This window comes from Acidocella sp. C78 (genome assembly GCF_907164655.1).
This window is the reverse complement of sequence record NZ_CAJQZK010000082.1, coordinates 38,979-50,890: the sequence shown is the minus strand read 5'-3', so window position 1 is coordinate 50,890 and position 11,912 is coordinate 38,979. Positions and strand designations below refer to the sequence as shown.

Genomic DNA, 11,912 nt, shown 5'->3' with positions numbered 1-11,912 from the left:
GGTCGAGGCGAAGAAGTCGAGCTTCTGCGCCACCGGCATGTCACCGCGATACACGCCCGCCGAGCTGAGCTTGAACACGACGCCCTCGAACTGGTAGGTCGAGGTCGATCCGTCAGTTTCATTCACATATTGATAGAGCGTTCCCGGCGGAATCGCCTGCCCCGACAGATAGGCCTGCTCGATCTGCGCCATGAAATCGTCGGCCGCCGAGGGTGCCGCGGTCGAGCAGGAAACTTCCCTGCCAGCCCCGCGGCAGTTCGGCGCCGAGCTGCACCCCGTCGAGCCGGTCGACGCGCACGCTCTGCGTCACCTGGCTCACCTCGAATCCGGTCACATGCGCAAGGTCGACCCGGCCGAACGGGCCCCATGACGACGAGCTGGCAATCATTGCCAACGGTAAACGTGTTATATGGCATCTGCTACCTCACACCGTGCCCTGGGGCAGGGTCTGCTGGCTGACCTGCACGGTCTGCCCGCCCTCGACATTGACGATGAACCGCTCGTTGATCGCCTGGTACTGCACCTGCACATCCGCCTGCACATACCCCAGCCCGGTGCGCGATGGCGGGTTGTTCGAGGCATCGCACACCACCGCGAAAGGCAGCGACCCGTTGGTGGTTCCCAGCATGCCCTGGCCGAGCATCGTGTTCAGGAAGGCCAGCAGCGTGCCGCGAATCCGGCGGAACAGCGTCTCGTTGACCAGTTGGCCGACATACTGACCCATCCCCGCCGACAGGGTGGCCGCGATGTAATTGGTCATGCGGGTGTAGTTGTCGCCGTTGGTGGCGCTGTCGGACGAGGCGTTGAACCCGCCGCGCACGCCCCAGAACGCCCCGCCCGGCTGCGGATTGGCGATCACGTCGATCCCGGCCGACATCAGTGCCGAAAGATCGGCCGAGGAATAGGTGCTTGTGGTCCCCGATACGGCGCGCCCCGATTTCTGGCTGCCGACGACGCCATAGAGCGGCTTGTTCAGCGAACTCTGCTCGGGCGAGAGATTGGCGAGCCGCCCGGCCGCAAAACCCTGCGGCGAGACCAGGCGGGTCAGTCCGTTCGCCTGATCGTACCACCAGATCCAGTCGCCGAACATCACCTTGGCGGCATAGGAATCGATCCCCGCCGCCTGTTTCGCCGCGACGGCATTGGCGATCGTGTCGCCCGGCGGACCGGCGAGGATCATGTAACAGCCTTCCTCAAGGCCGAAGGCGATCGTCGGGCTCCACTGCGTCGGATCGTCGAGATCGGCGAGCACCGCGAGTCCGCAACCCTGCCCGCGCAGCGCATACATCCCGCTCCGCGGCAGCGTGTCCTGGCCTACCAGCGACGCCGCGGTGAGCCCTCCCGCGCCATCGCTGCCCGGCGTGCCCGCCGAGAACGGATAGACACCGGGCGCCGGCGGGAACGACGACGTGCCCGCGCTCGCCACCACCAGCTCCGAGGCGCCGCGCAGCGGCCCCGTCCCCGCGTTCACCGCATTCGCCGCCGCCTGCCAGAACGCCGCCCCGGTGCCGGTGATGTTGTCGAACACTTCCGGCGTGCGCCCCGGCAGCGCCACGGTCAGCCGCCAGCTATTGGCCGCCGCCCCGGCCGAAACCGTCACCGTGATCGCGTTGCCGAGCGATCCGGTATACAGCGCCGTCAGCGTCAGCGCGCCCAGAATGGAAACCGCGGCCGCGGTGTCGGTGCCGTCGCTCACCCGCACGCAGCGGAAATTCGACGCCCCCTGCTGCACCGCCACGGCCACCGCCGTGCCCATGTCGTATTGCCGCGCCATCACCGGCCCGAAGGACGCGGCATACTCCCCCATCGAACCGACAATCATCGGCTCGCCCACCGGCCCCCAGGATGCCGAACCGACCACGCCAAGCACATCGGTCGGCACGCCATTGAGCAGCAGCGTCTGCGGCGGCACGATCTGCACATAAAGGTCGGGGACGATCAGCGCCGTCGTGTTCAGCGCGCCCGCCTGCGATATCGGCATGCCTCAGCCCTCCGCCGCAACCCGCACGACCGACCCCGCCCGGGCGGACGCCAGCACGGCGGCGATCTTCGCCTCGTCGACAATCGTGTCGCCCCGCCTGAAGCCCTCGAACGGCTTCAGCACCACCAGTTTGATCTTCATCGTCTCTCCTTCAGCCGGTCATGCCGGCGATGAACGCGCCATCCGCCGCGATCCCGCCGACCCCGAACAGCATGGCCGGCGTCGTCATCGCCTCGGTCGTCGGATATTCCGCGTCGTAAATGAGGTCCCGCCGGTACAGCCCGGCATCGATCGACTTGTCCGTGGTATCGGCGCCCACGAAGCGCAGCCGCGCCGTCGCGCCATCGGCGAGGCCGATGAACTGCGGCGCCGCCAGCGCGGGGTCGATCACCGCCGCCGCCGCATCCCGCGTCAGCGGGTCCGGGCACCACAACGAAATCCGGAACGGCTGCACCTGGCGCTTGATCTCCCGCAGCGCGACGCCCCCGGCCACGACGCGGCCGATCAACCCGCGCGCCGCCGGCACGCTCAGCGTCGTCCCCGCGTAATTCACCAGCCACCCCGCCGCGCGCAACAGGGCGGCGAGGTTGCTCGCCACACTCGCCGGCGTGTCGCGCGCCTGGACCGCATAGGGAAAGATCGCGCCATCGACAGCGATGCCGGCGAGCTGCCCCGCCACGCACTGCCCCGCGAACGTCGCCGTCATCCCCGCGACACTGACCGACAGCGTCGCCGGCACCGGCGCCACCTCGATCCATTCGCGCGGGTAGCGCGTCACGTTGCGCACACCCCCCGGCTCGGCGAACACGGTGGCGTGCATCACACCGCGCGCCAGATCCGCCTCCAGCGCCGGCGCGTTCGGCATGCCGCGATAGACCCGGCACGTCACCATCCCGTCCGGCCCCGCAATGGAAGACGCCGCCGCCGTCCCCGCCGGATAGGCAGCCGTCGCGATCAGCGCGACGATCGCGGTCTCGACATCCTGCTGCCCCGCCATCAGACGATGCTCGCCGAAAGCGCGAGCCGCCAGACCCCGCCGAACAGCTCCGCCTGCTCGATCACGAACTGCCGCCCGCGCGCATCGCGCACGATATCCGCCACCGCCGGCGCCAGCCCGCCGACCGCCGCAACGGCGGCGATGTAGCCCGGCGCGCGCGTATCGTCCGGCAACCCGGCCTCGCCATGCCTGCCGCCCCGCGCCGGCAGCAGCGCCGCCGGAAATCCGGCCAGCACGCCGCGCGCCCCGGCGCCGAGAACCGCCCCATAGGGGTTGATCCCCGGCGCCGCCGGCGCCGCCGGCCGCCAGACCGACAGCGTCTCGTTGCAGCGCGCCCCCAGCACTGGCGCCGGCGGCTCGTTGCTCACCACCAGGAACGTCCCGGCGGGCCCGACGACATAATCCCCGGCGCGCACATAGGCCTGGTCCAGCACCAGCTGCCGGTAGGGCAGGCCGAGCGGCGCCGGCCCACGCGCCGAGCCCGATACCGGCAGCACCATCACGCCAAGCCGTATCAACCGGTTCGCCGCGACGATCGGGCACGCCCCGTCGCGCGGCCGATAGGCGTCGCAGATCAGACCCGCCTTGCGCGCGGCCATGCCGCCGCCGAAGGCGATCCGGTCCGCCAGCCGCGTTCCATCCATGAAGACCTCAAACGATCAGGGTGATGCCATCCGAGGGGCCAAGCGCCGGCCCCGGCGGCAGGCCGAGAAACCCGCACAGCCGCCGCCGCCACTGGTCGAACAGCGCGGCGCGGTCGCGGACCTCGTTGGCGTTGTGCTGCCAGCCCGCGGCCGCCTCGGTGTCGAGATTGCCGCTCGCCTCCGGAATCGCGACCTCCAGCGCGGCGAGCGTGGCGAGGTAGTTCGCCACCACCGCCACCTCTGCCGGCGCCAGGTTGTTCATCCGGTATTCGAGCGTGCCGTAAGCCTGGAAGAACCGCCAGGACTGGAATCCCTCCGCCCCGGCGCCATAGGCCGGATAGCCGCAGAACCGCCGCACATCGACCTTCTGCGCCTCGCTCAGCGTGCCGGGCGCGCTCGAAACACTGCCCGACATGTCAGTAGACCGATCCGTCGCCGCGGGTGAAATAGACCGTGCCGGTGCCCGAGGCGAGCACGGCGCTCGCCTCGCTCACCAGCCGCCCGGCGTCGATCAGCATCCGCCCGCCCGGCGGCAGCGGCGTATCGGCCGTGCTTGCCGGGCTCATTCCCCCGGTGCCGAGCCGCACGAACGCGACCGCGCCCGCGGCGTTGTAGACGAGCAGGCTCGACCCGCCGCCGGCAAGCGGGGTCGAGGCCGCGCTGGTCGAGGCGGCGACGGCCGCGGTGCCCGATGGCCTGAAGGGAAGCGAGGACCCGATTGACATGTGCGCACCCTCCTCAGCCGATATGCTCGATCATCACCGCGCGCTTGAAGTTGGAATTGGTCGCGGTGGGCACGGTGTTCGGCGTCGTCGTGGTGTCGGACGGCGCGCAGAACCCGCCGATCCAGTACCAGGACTGGGCGATGATCTGCTGCAACCGGTCGATCGGCTCGCGCGTGACCATGGCGACACCGTCGATGATGTTCACCAGCGCATCCTTCGGCGCGACGTCTTCCGCGCCGATGCCGGCAAAATCCGCCTCGATCAGCGCACCCTTGCCGCAGACGATCGGCCGGCGGACATACAGCCCCGCCAGCGTGGGATGCGACTGCACATAGGCCTCGGTGGTGGTGATGAACCGCAACCCGAGAAAATCGTTGATCATGCCCTGGCGGAACACCGCGTTGCTCGACGTCGCCCCCTGGAACAACTGCCGGAAGTCAGGATCGGCGAACAGCTGCCGGGCCGAGACCGGATCGAGATAACAGTTGTAGACGCCATCGATTTCCGGCACCGCGTTCTGCCGCAGCGTCGCCACCGCATCGAGCAGGGCGGACATCGTCAGCGTGTCGGTCGCCTGCAGCGCGCTGGTCGTCGCCGCCCCCTGCGGCCGGACGATCGCGCTCGCCGTCGCGGCGCGCACCGCATTGCCGGCAGCACCGTCACTCACGCTGACATCGGCCGAAAACGTCAGGGTTCCCGAAATACCCCCGGCGCTGACGACGCGTTATTCACATCCGGCGTCACGCCGATCAGTGAATACGTATTCGCCCCGACCGACACGGTCAGCGGATAGCTCGCCGAAACCGCCGTCTGTGCGCCGTTGACGAACACGGTGGTGAAGCCGCGAATATCATCGACATCGATGGTCGGCGCCGCACTCGCCAGCGTGGCGCTCACCCGCGTGTTGCCACCGAAATACGGGGCGAACAGCGCGTTGCGCGCCAGCTCGTCAAGGCTGCGCGCCGCCTGCTCGCCATTGGTCGCGGCATTCTGCAGAAACTGCGAGGCGATGCCGACCCGGCTGGTGACCATGTTCAGGTCCTGCGTCGCGGCATAGAAATTCAGCGTCACGGTATACTGCTCGACACCCCAGCCCTGCGGCGTCAGCCCGTTGTCGAGATTGGTGTTTGTCGCGGCGGCCAGCGGCGTGGTGACCGAAGGCTTCAGCCCGGCGCGGGTCTTGGTCAGCGTCTCGCCGATGCCGACCGCGAAGTTCTCGCGATCAGCCACCATCCGGTAGCCGAGCCGCGAGCGCAGCGCCTGCTCGAATTCGCGCTCGAGGAAGCCCTGCTGGATGATCGGCTGCAGCGCGGCGGGAAAATTGGAAATACCCATGTCGTGTTCCTTCTGGATAACGCAATTCGCCGCACTCCGACGCGCGGAGCACGGTTGTCTGACAACGCGTTAATATTTTGAAAGCGGCTCGCGGCCGGCTCAGGCCCCGGCCCGGCGCAGCAGTTCGGCGCGCGCCGTGCGCCACTCGGCCTCGCTCAGCTCGGTCGCATGACGCGCCCGCGGCGGCTCCGCCCGCGGCACCGACGCCGTCGAGGATGACGACGGCGCGGCGAACAGCCAGGGCTTGTCCCGCTTCAGCTGTGCCATCAGCGCCGCCGCATCCGGCGCCACGCCGCCCTCGGCTGGCGTTACAACAGCCGGATCGATCAGTCTCAGCCCGTCAAGATCGATCATGCCGGCCCTCACCGCCTCGATCCTGAGTTCCGCCCGCCTCAGCCGCTCGGCGTGTTCGCGCCGCAGCGCCTCCATCGCCTGCTCGGCCGCCATCGCCCTGGCCTGCCAGTCCTCAGAGCCGGACCGAAAAAGATAGTTGAGCGATTTCAGTAAGTTGTGATTCAGTTCGTTTGCGAAGACGGACGGAGACACGATGACCTGGACTGAAATCGCTCGGCGACGATATTGCCGGGCCGGATTGCGCTACGCAAGCGACCTCACCGACGCTGAATGGGCCATGATCGAGCCGTTCATGCCCGCTCCGCAGCATCGAGGCCGACCCCGAAGGGTGGCGCTTCGAAGGATTGTGGAGGCCATCTTCTACATGCTGGCAACCGGCTGTCAGTGGCGCCAGATCCCGAAGGAATTCGCTCCGTTCACCACCGTGCAGGGGTATTTCTACCGCTTCTGTCGTGACGGCACGTTCGATCGCATCAATCACGTCCTAGTCATGCAGGCGCGGGAAATGGCCGGACGCGAGGCTTCGCCCACAGCCGGTGTGATCGACAGTCAGTCGGTCAAGACCACCGAAGCCGGCGGGCCGCGCGGGTTCGATGCCGGAAAGAAGATCAAGGGCCGCAAGCGCCACATCATCACAGATACAATCGGCCACCTCGTCGGTGCCGTCGTTCATCATGCCGGTATTCAGGACCGCGACGGGGCGCCCGACGTGCTCAAATCCGTCAAATCCCTGTATCCCTGGTTGCGGCACATATTCGCTGACGGCGGTTATGCCGGTCCTAAACTCAATGGACGCCTCGCCAAAATCGGCAAATGGACCATACAGATCGTAAAGCGCTCCGACGCCGCGAGCGGGTTTGAACTCCTGCCGCGGCGCTGGGTGGTAGAAAGAACCTTCGCCTGGCTCGGCAGATGCCGACGTCTCGCAAGGGATTTCGAGGCCACCGTTACCAGCGCCACCGCATGGCTCTTCCTCGCCCATATCCGCCTGCTCACACGAAAAATCGCCCGTCACCGATAGTCGCACTACCATTCAGATTCGGGCTCTCAGGCTCCGCCTGCGGCTCGTCAGGCGGCCCTCGTGCTCCGCGAATTCGTCGCTCATGCCTCGTTCCGTTCCAGTTGGTCCCCCTCATCGGCGATGCGCGCGAGTTCCGCCGCCGCATCCCCGATCACATGACTGGCGGCGAGACTCTTCACCGCCGTCTCGCGCGACATCTGACCCGCATTGACCAGCGTCGCGATCGCCTGCGCCTCCTTCAGCCGGTCATCGGCCGAGGCGGCATACCAGCGCGGCCAGCGCAGACTCAGCCGCAGGTCGGGATCGACCCGCGGCACCGTCCGGCCCATCACCCTCACATCGAACCGCGCCGCCGCCCGCAACGCCATCCGCAGCAGCGGCAGCAACCCACCCTCGCCATAGGCAATCCGCAGATTGTCGGCGAGCCAGATCAGTCCCTGGTTCATCAGCTCCAGCGCCCGACCCGATTGCGGCGCTGTCAGCCGATCGGCGCTGGCGCGATTGCCATGCACGCTCTCCAGCGCGAACTCGCGCAGCGTGCGGACATAATCGATCACTGCGGCCGAGGCGGTGCCGCCGATCTCCAGCAGCTTCGCATCGCCCTTTTCCGAAACGATCAGCGCATTCCCCGCACCCTTGACCATCTCGCGGTCGGTCGTCGCCGGCTCCTTGATCAGCAGCGTCGGATCGGAGGCATATTTCAGCCCGCGCCCGGCCTGCGACAGCTGATAGTCGATCTCGATGGACGTCTCGATCGCGGCGCGGAACGTGCAGGCGCCGTCGACCCCCTCGCCACCCGGCAGGTTGCGGATCCACACGATCGGCACGAATCCGAGGCCATGCCGCACGCTCCGTGCCCGGTCCGGCTCGGCGGGCAGGCCGGCGCCCACCGGCACCGGCTCGAACCAGATCTCGGCTTGCGCGTCCCAGCGCCGCTGGAACCAGTAGGTCTGAGCGGGATCGACCCCCTCATAGCCCTGGCCAATCAGCTCGGCGCCGCGCACCTTGTAGAGTTCGGTCACCTGTTCGAGCGTGTCTGGCGCATCCTCCCGCCAGCGCGGCGTCAGGTATTGCGTCTCCATCACCGAGCAGAAGAACCGCCCCTTCAGCACCCGCAGCAAAATCGCCACCGAGCCGACCGAGCCGCGCAACGCCGCGTCGATCATCACCTCATTGAGCCGGCATTCACCCAGAATGTCGGCCAGCAGCGTCTCGGTCGCCGGGTCCGCGCACTCGACCGCAGGGAAATGCCCGCGCTGAACAGCAGCGAAACCGAATCCTCCACCACGATCCGGCACAGGCCGTAGCGCACCGAAGGCCGCCGCGCCCGCAGCGGAACATACTCGCCCGCCCCGTTGCGCTCCTCCTGGAACGCGTAGGGCAGCGCGTCATAGATCGTCCCCTCCAGCACCCGGCGATAGATCTCCAGCCGCCGCGCCCGCGGCGCGAGGTGCGGATCGGCCGGAATCGTCTGGCAGATCGTCTCGAACATGAATTCAGCGTCCCATCATGGAAATCTTCGTCATCCGCGCCGCCGCTGGCGCCTGCCCGAGCATCGCCTCGGCGCGTGCCAGCGCATCCACCTGGTCGTCCTTCTCGCCGTTCGGAAAGGTCCGCAGCTCGGCCACGAAGGCGTCGGTCCAGGCGGCGCGCAGCACCCGCGTCCTGCCGGCGCCGATCCGCGCCGCCGCCGGCAAGGCCCGCGTCTGTTTCGATCCGGATTCCGGGCTCGCAATCACCGTGAACCCTTCCAGAACCCGGCGCAGATGCGCCACCTGCGCCACACCGGCCTGCCCCGGGTCCTGCGGCAGCGCGATCGCCGTCCCCGGCCCGTCCGCCTCGGCGGTCGCCCGCAACAAGGCCTCGACCGCCGCCGGCCCCGCCCGTACCCGCACCACATCCAGCACGACATGCGTGCCATCGGCGGCCAGCCCGAGCTTCAGCCCCACGGTCCAGTCCGGATTGCCGCCGGCGGATGCCGCCGTCGCCGCCAGGTCCCAGGCGCGCACGGCCCGCCGCATCGACGAAGCCGATCCGGTCAAGCTCGAACAACGACCCGCCATCGCGCATCGGCCGCTGCTGATACAGGGCGGCGAACACGCGCTCGCCCACCGTCGCCCGCCGCCGCGCGATCTCCCGCTCATCCTCCCAGTCGGGCCAGAGCGCCTCGCCCGGCGCCCGCCCGAGCGGATCGTCGGCCTCCGCCAGTGCCGGCAGCCGCAGCACCGTCCAGCCGCCATCCCTGGCCATCAGCCGCCCGGCAAGATCGTCCTCATGCCAGCGCGTCATCACCAGCACGACCCGCCCGCCCGGCTTCAGCCGCGAGAGCAGTTCGGCGCGGTACCAGTCATACAGCGCATCCCGCGCCGCCCGGCTGTCCGCCTCGGCCCAGGATTTCACAGGGTCGTCGATCAGGATCAGATCCGCCCGCCGCCCGGTGATCGGCCCGCGCACGCCGGCGGCGAAATACTGCGCGCCACCCTGCAACGAAAACCGCCCCGCCGCCCGGTTGGTCGGGTCGAGACACAGGCCGAACTCATCGCCCTGCTCGGCGATCAGCATGCGCAGGCGGCGGCCGAAATGCCCGGCGAGCGACGCCGTGTGACACGCCGCGATCACCTCGCTCGCCGGATGGCGGGTGAACCAGAATGCCGGAAACAGCACCGAGGCATAGGTCGATTTCGCCGCCCCCGGCGGCATCTGCACCATCAGCCGGTCCACCTCGCCGCTCGTGACGCGCTCCAGCGCGTCGATCAGCGCGAGGTGATGCCGTTCCGGCCGCTGCCCTCGCGGCGCCAGCATGGTCATGCAGAACCGCCAGAAATCCGAAGCCGGTTCCGCTTCCGCATCCGTCCCGCCGCCGCGCCTCATTCGCCGCGCCGCGCACAGAACCGCATCATGACCGCAGGGATAGCCCAAAGCGGGGCGGGTGGGAAAGAGATAAAAACGTTATGTTAGATTTTTTATTCCCAACGGCATTGCCAGCCGCGCCGCCGGCTTATCGGAAGCCGAACGTCACGCCCATTTCGCCGCGCGCGGCGAAGGTTCCGCTCGTCGGCTCGTACACCCCGTTGGACGGTTTCGACCCGGCATAGTTGAAATGCCGCATCTCCAGCCCGGCGAAAACGTGCCAGACATTGTCGAGCCGCCAGTCCGCGCCCAGCCGCACCTCTTCCTCGCCGCTGGTGCCGAACCCGCCCGAAAGGCCAAGCGCCGGCGCGGATACCCCGCCGCCCAGCACCGCCAGCCCCTCTGCCGCCGCCGAAAGCACCAGCCGCCCCGACGCCGCATAGTCGAGCTTTGCTCCAACCCCGGCCAGCACCGCGTGATAAAAACTGCCATACCCGCTGCCGCCGCCGACATTGCGCGACCAGCTCTGATACCCGATCGCGACGAAGGGCAGCACACTGATCGCCCGACCGAGCGGCACCGCCGCGCCGAGCTGCACCTCGACATGATTGAACCGCGCGCTGTCCGACTGGTCATAGGGTCGCGGCGCACCGGCGCCACCCTGCAGATATCCCTGATAGCCGAGCGCCCCGCCCGCGAAATCGTAGACGACGCCGGTATAGATGTCGCGCATCCCGAGCGCCGGCCCCAGCCGCGAGACACCGGCGCTGAAGCCGGGCAGCACGCCGCTTTCCCGGTCAACTCCGCCGCTCTCGCGATACGTATATCCGCTCGCCGTCACCCCGAGCGACACTCTTGTCTCGCTCGCCGCGATCGCGGGGTTCACGCCCTGGGCGCGGGCGACGGCGAATGGCGGCGCAACACCAAGCGCCACACCCAGCACGAGAAGGAATTGTCGCGTCACGCCCGCCATTTCAGTCACCCCTGCGCAATACATCTTATCGCATGGATGACTGAACGTATCCTTAACCGCGCCGCAGGGCTGCAATTCGGGTAAGTGTGTCACCTCGGCGCCACGCTCGCCGCCAGCCGCTCCCGCGCATCGCTCAGTGAAGCTGGAACATATGCGGGCTGCGCATCTCCCCTGGCGTGATCAGCGCGGCCGTGCCCACCCGCACCGAATGCAGCCTGCCCTCGATCTGCCTGCTCCAGAAATCGAGAAACCGGTGCAGCACCGGATAGCGCGGCGCGATGTCGAGATCCTGCCACACGTAACTCTGCAACACGCCCGGATGGTCGGGCAGGTGGTAGAGAATTTCGGCTGTCGTCAGCCGGTATCCTTCGAGCTGTCGGCTCATCATCATGGTCTGTCTCCGTCGCGCTGTCATCGGCGGGCCGTGCCAGTCCGCTCCTCCTGACCATGACGATGCCATGACACCCCGGTGTTTGGCAAGAAAAATCTTTTTTATCAATACTTTAGCACTCGTCACCCGCAAGTGCTGCCGGGCTTGACATCCATGGCCCGCAACCTTATCCTTTGGCACTCTCCCGGAGAGAGTGCTAGCAAGCATCCGGTGCCTATCGAGAGGGCCGGCGCTGCTGAGCCCGAAACTGTTGCAACAGACTTCTGAAGTCAGGAGCGAGCCACATGAAATTCCGTCCCCTGCACGACCGCGTGGTCGTTCGCCGGCTGAACGCCGAGGAAAAGACCGCCGGCGGCATCATCATCCCCGACACCGCCAAGGAAAAGCCGATGGAAGGCGAAGTCATCGCCGTCGGCCCGGGTGCCCGCAACGAAACCGGCGCCGTCGTCGCGCTCGACGTCAAGGCCGGCGACCGTATCCTGTTCGGCAAGTGGTCGGGCACCGAGGTCAAGATCGACGGCGAAGAGCTGCTGATCATGAAGGAATCCGACATCATGGGCATCATCGAGGGTACGGCTTCGAAGAAGAAGGCCGCCTGATCACCCCCGGTTTCCCCTCCGATATCGTATAAAGGAAGTTAC

15 protein-coding genes and 3 pseudogenes are annotated in these 11,912 nt (G+C 67.8%); 3 read left to right on the top strand and 15 right to left on the bottom strand.

The features are described from left to right. Positions 1-192 (bottom strand): annotated as a pseudogene (locus tag ACIDOCELLA78_RS93220) (hypothetical protein); the annotation flags it as partial. On the opposite strand from ACIDOCELLA78_RS93220, the gene ACIDOCELLA78_RS93215 reads away from it, so the two are divergent. Further along, positions 191-370: a hypothetical protein gene (locus tag ACIDOCELLA78_RS93215; RefSeq protein WP_249676397.1), complete on the top strand. Its 180-nt coding sequence runs from the start codon at positions 191-193 to the stop codon at positions 368-370. The pseudogene ACIDOCELLA78_RS93220 and the gene ACIDOCELLA78_RS93215 sit on opposite strands and share 2 nt — an antisense overlap. Positions 371-424: 54 nt before the next feature. Here ACIDOCELLA78_RS93215 and ACIDOCELLA78_RS93210 read toward each other — a convergent pair whose 3' ends face one another. The 8 genes and pseudogenes from ACIDOCELLA78_RS93210 to ACIDOCELLA78_RS93175 all read right to left on the bottom strand — a co-directional run bounded on the left by ACIDOCELLA78_RS93210 (position 425) and on the right by ACIDOCELLA78_RS93175 (position 6,129). After that, the gene (locus tag ACIDOCELLA78_RS93210) at positions 425-1,981 is read right to left on the bottom strand and encodes a phage tail protein (RefSeq protein WP_201729373.1); all 1,557 of its coding nucleotides are present in this window, start codon (positions 1,979-1,981) and stop codon (positions 425-427) included. A gap of 3 nt (positions 1,982-1,984) precedes the next feature. After that, positions 1,985-2,122, bottom strand: coding sequence for a hypothetical protein (locus ACIDOCELLA78_RS93205; protein WP_201729372.1), 138 nt, complete (start codon positions 2,120-2,122; stop codon positions 1,985-1,987). A gap of 10 nt (positions 2,123-2,132) precedes the next feature. Then, positions 2,133-2,978 carry a hypothetical protein gene (locus ACIDOCELLA78_RS93200; protein ID WP_201729371.1) on the bottom strand — a complete coding sequence of 282 codons (846 nt, stop codon included), beginning with the start codon at positions 2,976-2,978 and terminating at the stop codon, positions 2,133-2,135. Next, the gene (locus ACIDOCELLA78_RS93195) at positions 2,978-3,622 is read right to left on the bottom strand and encodes a hypothetical protein (RefSeq protein WP_201729370.1); all 645 of its coding nucleotides are present in this window, start codon (positions 3,620-3,622) and stop codon (positions 2,978-2,980) included. Before ACIDOCELLA78_RS93195 ends, ACIDOCELLA78_RS93200 begins: the two co-directional genes overlap by 1 nt. A gap of 7 nt (positions 3,623-3,629) precedes the next feature. Next, positions 3,630-4,037: a hypothetical protein gene (locus ACIDOCELLA78_RS93190; protein WP_201729369.1), complete on the bottom strand. Its 408-nt coding sequence runs from the start codon at positions 4,035-4,037 to the stop codon at positions 3,630-3,632. Between the two features lies 1 nt (position 4,038). Further along, on the bottom strand, positions 4,039-4,347 hold the full coding sequence (locus tag ACIDOCELLA78_RS93185) for a hypothetical protein (protein WP_201729368.1): 309 nt from the start codon (positions 4,345-4,347) through the stop codon (positions 4,039-4,041). Positions 4,348-4,360: 13 nt separating this feature from the next. Continuing rightward, positions 4,361-5,682: pseudogene (locus tag ACIDOCELLA78_RS93180) on the bottom strand (DUF4043 domain-containing protein). 99 nt (positions 5,683-5,781) lie between these two features. Next, complete coding sequence (locus ACIDOCELLA78_RS93175) at positions 5,782-6,129, bottom strand: hypothetical protein (RefSeq protein WP_249676395.1); 348 nt, start codon at positions 6,127-6,129, stop codon at positions 5,782-5,784. 100 nt (positions 6,130-6,229) lie between these two features. Here ACIDOCELLA78_RS93175 and ACIDOCELLA78_RS93170 point away from each other — a divergent pair, with 100 nt between their 5' ends. Beyond that, entirely contained in the window at positions 6,230-7,057 is an 828-nt protein-coding gene (locus ACIDOCELLA78_RS93170) for an IS5 family transposase (protein ID WP_201727504.1), read from the top strand. An 80-nt stretch (positions 7,058-7,137) separates the two neighbouring features. On the opposite strand, the gene ACIDOCELLA78_RS93165 is transcribed toward ACIDOCELLA78_RS93170, so the two are convergent. The 6 genes and pseudogenes from ACIDOCELLA78_RS93165 to ACIDOCELLA78_RS93140 all read right to left on the bottom strand — a co-directional run bounded on the left by ACIDOCELLA78_RS93165 (position 7,138) and on the right by ACIDOCELLA78_RS93140 (position 11,340). Then, entirely contained in the window at positions 7,138-8,223 is a 1,086-nt protein-coding gene (locus tag ACIDOCELLA78_RS93165; protein WP_249676382.1) for a phage portal protein, read from the bottom strand. Next, complete coding sequence (locus ACIDOCELLA78_RS93160; RefSeq protein WP_249676379.1) at positions 8,223-8,549, bottom strand: hypothetical protein; 327 nt, start codon at positions 8,547-8,549, stop codon at positions 8,223-8,225. The genes ACIDOCELLA78_RS93165 and ACIDOCELLA78_RS93160 overlap by 1 nt, the downstream gene beginning before the upstream one ends. A 4-nt stretch (positions 8,550-8,553) precedes the next feature. After that, the gene (terL, locus tag ACIDOCELLA78_RS93155; RefSeq protein ID WP_249676377.1) at positions 8,554-9,066 is read right to left on the bottom strand and encodes a phage terminase large subunit; all 513 of its coding nucleotides are present in this window, start codon (positions 9,064-9,066) and stop codon (positions 8,554-8,556) included. 82 nt (positions 9,067-9,148) lie between these two features. Beyond that, positions 9,149-9,757: pseudogene (locus ACIDOCELLA78_RS93150) on the bottom strand (terminase large subunit domain-containing protein); the annotation flags it as partial. A 298-nt stretch (positions 9,758-10,055) separates the two neighbouring features. Continuing rightward, on the bottom strand, positions 10,056-10,880 hold the full coding sequence (locus ACIDOCELLA78_RS93145) for a hypothetical protein (RefSeq protein ID WP_201729379.1): 825 nt from the start codon (positions 10,878-10,880) through the stop codon (positions 10,056-10,058). Positions 10,881-11,013: 133 nt separating this feature from the next. After that, complete coding sequence (locus ACIDOCELLA78_RS93140) at positions 11,014-11,340, bottom strand: usg protein (RefSeq protein ID WP_374223263.1); 327 nt, start codon at positions 11,338-11,340, stop codon at positions 11,014-11,016. A gap of 215 nt (positions 11,341-11,555) precedes the next feature. Between ACIDOCELLA78_RS93140 and groES the strand changes: the two genes are divergently transcribed. Continuing rightward, positions 11,556-11,870 (top strand): co-chaperone GroES, encoded by a 315-nt coding sequence (groES, locus tag ACIDOCELLA78_RS93135; protein ID WP_201729366.1) that lies wholly within the window; start codon positions 11,556-11,558, stop codon positions 11,868-11,870. Positions 11,871-11,912 lie beyond the last annotated feature (42 nt).

Excerpts from the sequence above, each read along its gene's own strand:
- ACIDOCELLA78_RS93215 (WP_249676397.1), top strand. The coding sequence starts at position 191 with ATGAAATCGTCGGCCGCCGAGGGTGCCGCGGTCGAGCAGGAAACTTCC.
- ACIDOCELLA78_RS93210 (WP_201729373.1), bottom strand. The coding sequence starts at position 1,981 with ATGCCGATATCGCAGGCGGGCGCGCTGAACACGACGGCGCTGATCGTC.
- ACIDOCELLA78_RS93205 (WP_201729372.1), bottom strand. The coding sequence starts at position 2,122 with ATGAAGATCAAACTGGTGGTGCTGAAGCCGTTCGAGGGCTTCAGGCGG.
- ACIDOCELLA78_RS93200 (WP_201729371.1), bottom strand. The coding sequence starts at position 2,978 with ATGGCGGGGCAGCAGGATGTCGAGACCGCGATCGTCGCGCTGATCGCG.
- ACIDOCELLA78_RS93195 (WP_201729370.1), bottom strand. The coding sequence starts at position 3,622 with ATGGATGGAACGCGGCTGGCGGACCGGATCGCCTTCGGCGGCGGCATG.
- ACIDOCELLA78_RS93190 (WP_201729369.1), bottom strand. The coding sequence starts at position 4,037 with ATGTCGGGCAGTGTTTCGAGCGCGCCCGGCACGCTGAGCGAGGCGCAG.
- ACIDOCELLA78_RS93185 (WP_201729368.1), bottom strand. The coding sequence starts at position 4,347 with ATGTCAATCGGGTCCTCGCTTCCCTTCAGGCCATCGGGCACCGCGGCC.
- ACIDOCELLA78_RS93175 (WP_249676395.1), bottom strand. The coding sequence starts at position 6,129 with ATGGCGGCCGAGCAGGCGATGGAGGCGCTGCGGCGCGAACACGCCGAG.
- ACIDOCELLA78_RS93170 (WP_201727504.1), top strand. The coding sequence starts at position 6,230 with ATGACCTGGACTGAAATCGCTCGGCGACGATATTGCCGGGCCGGATTG.
- ACIDOCELLA78_RS93165 (WP_249676382.1), bottom strand. The coding sequence starts at position 8,223 with ATGATCGACGCGGCGTTGCGCGGCTCGGTCGGCTCGGTGGCGATTTTG.
- ACIDOCELLA78_RS93160 (WP_249676379.1), bottom strand. The coding sequence starts at position 8,549 with ATGTTCGAGACGATCTGCCAGACGATTCCGGCCGATCCGCACCTCGCG.
- ACIDOCELLA78_RS93145 (WP_201729379.1), bottom strand. The coding sequence starts at position 10,880 with ATGGCGGGCGTGACGCGACAATTCCTTCTCGTGCTGGGTGTGGCGCTT.
- ACIDOCELLA78_RS93140 (WP_374223263.1), bottom strand. The coding sequence starts at position 11,340 with ATGGCATCGTCATGGTCAGGAGGAGCGGACTGGCACGGCCCGCCGATG.
- groES (WP_201729366.1), top strand. The coding sequence starts at position 11,556 with ATGAAATTCCGTCCCCTGCACGACCGCGTGGTCGTTCGCCGGCTGAAC.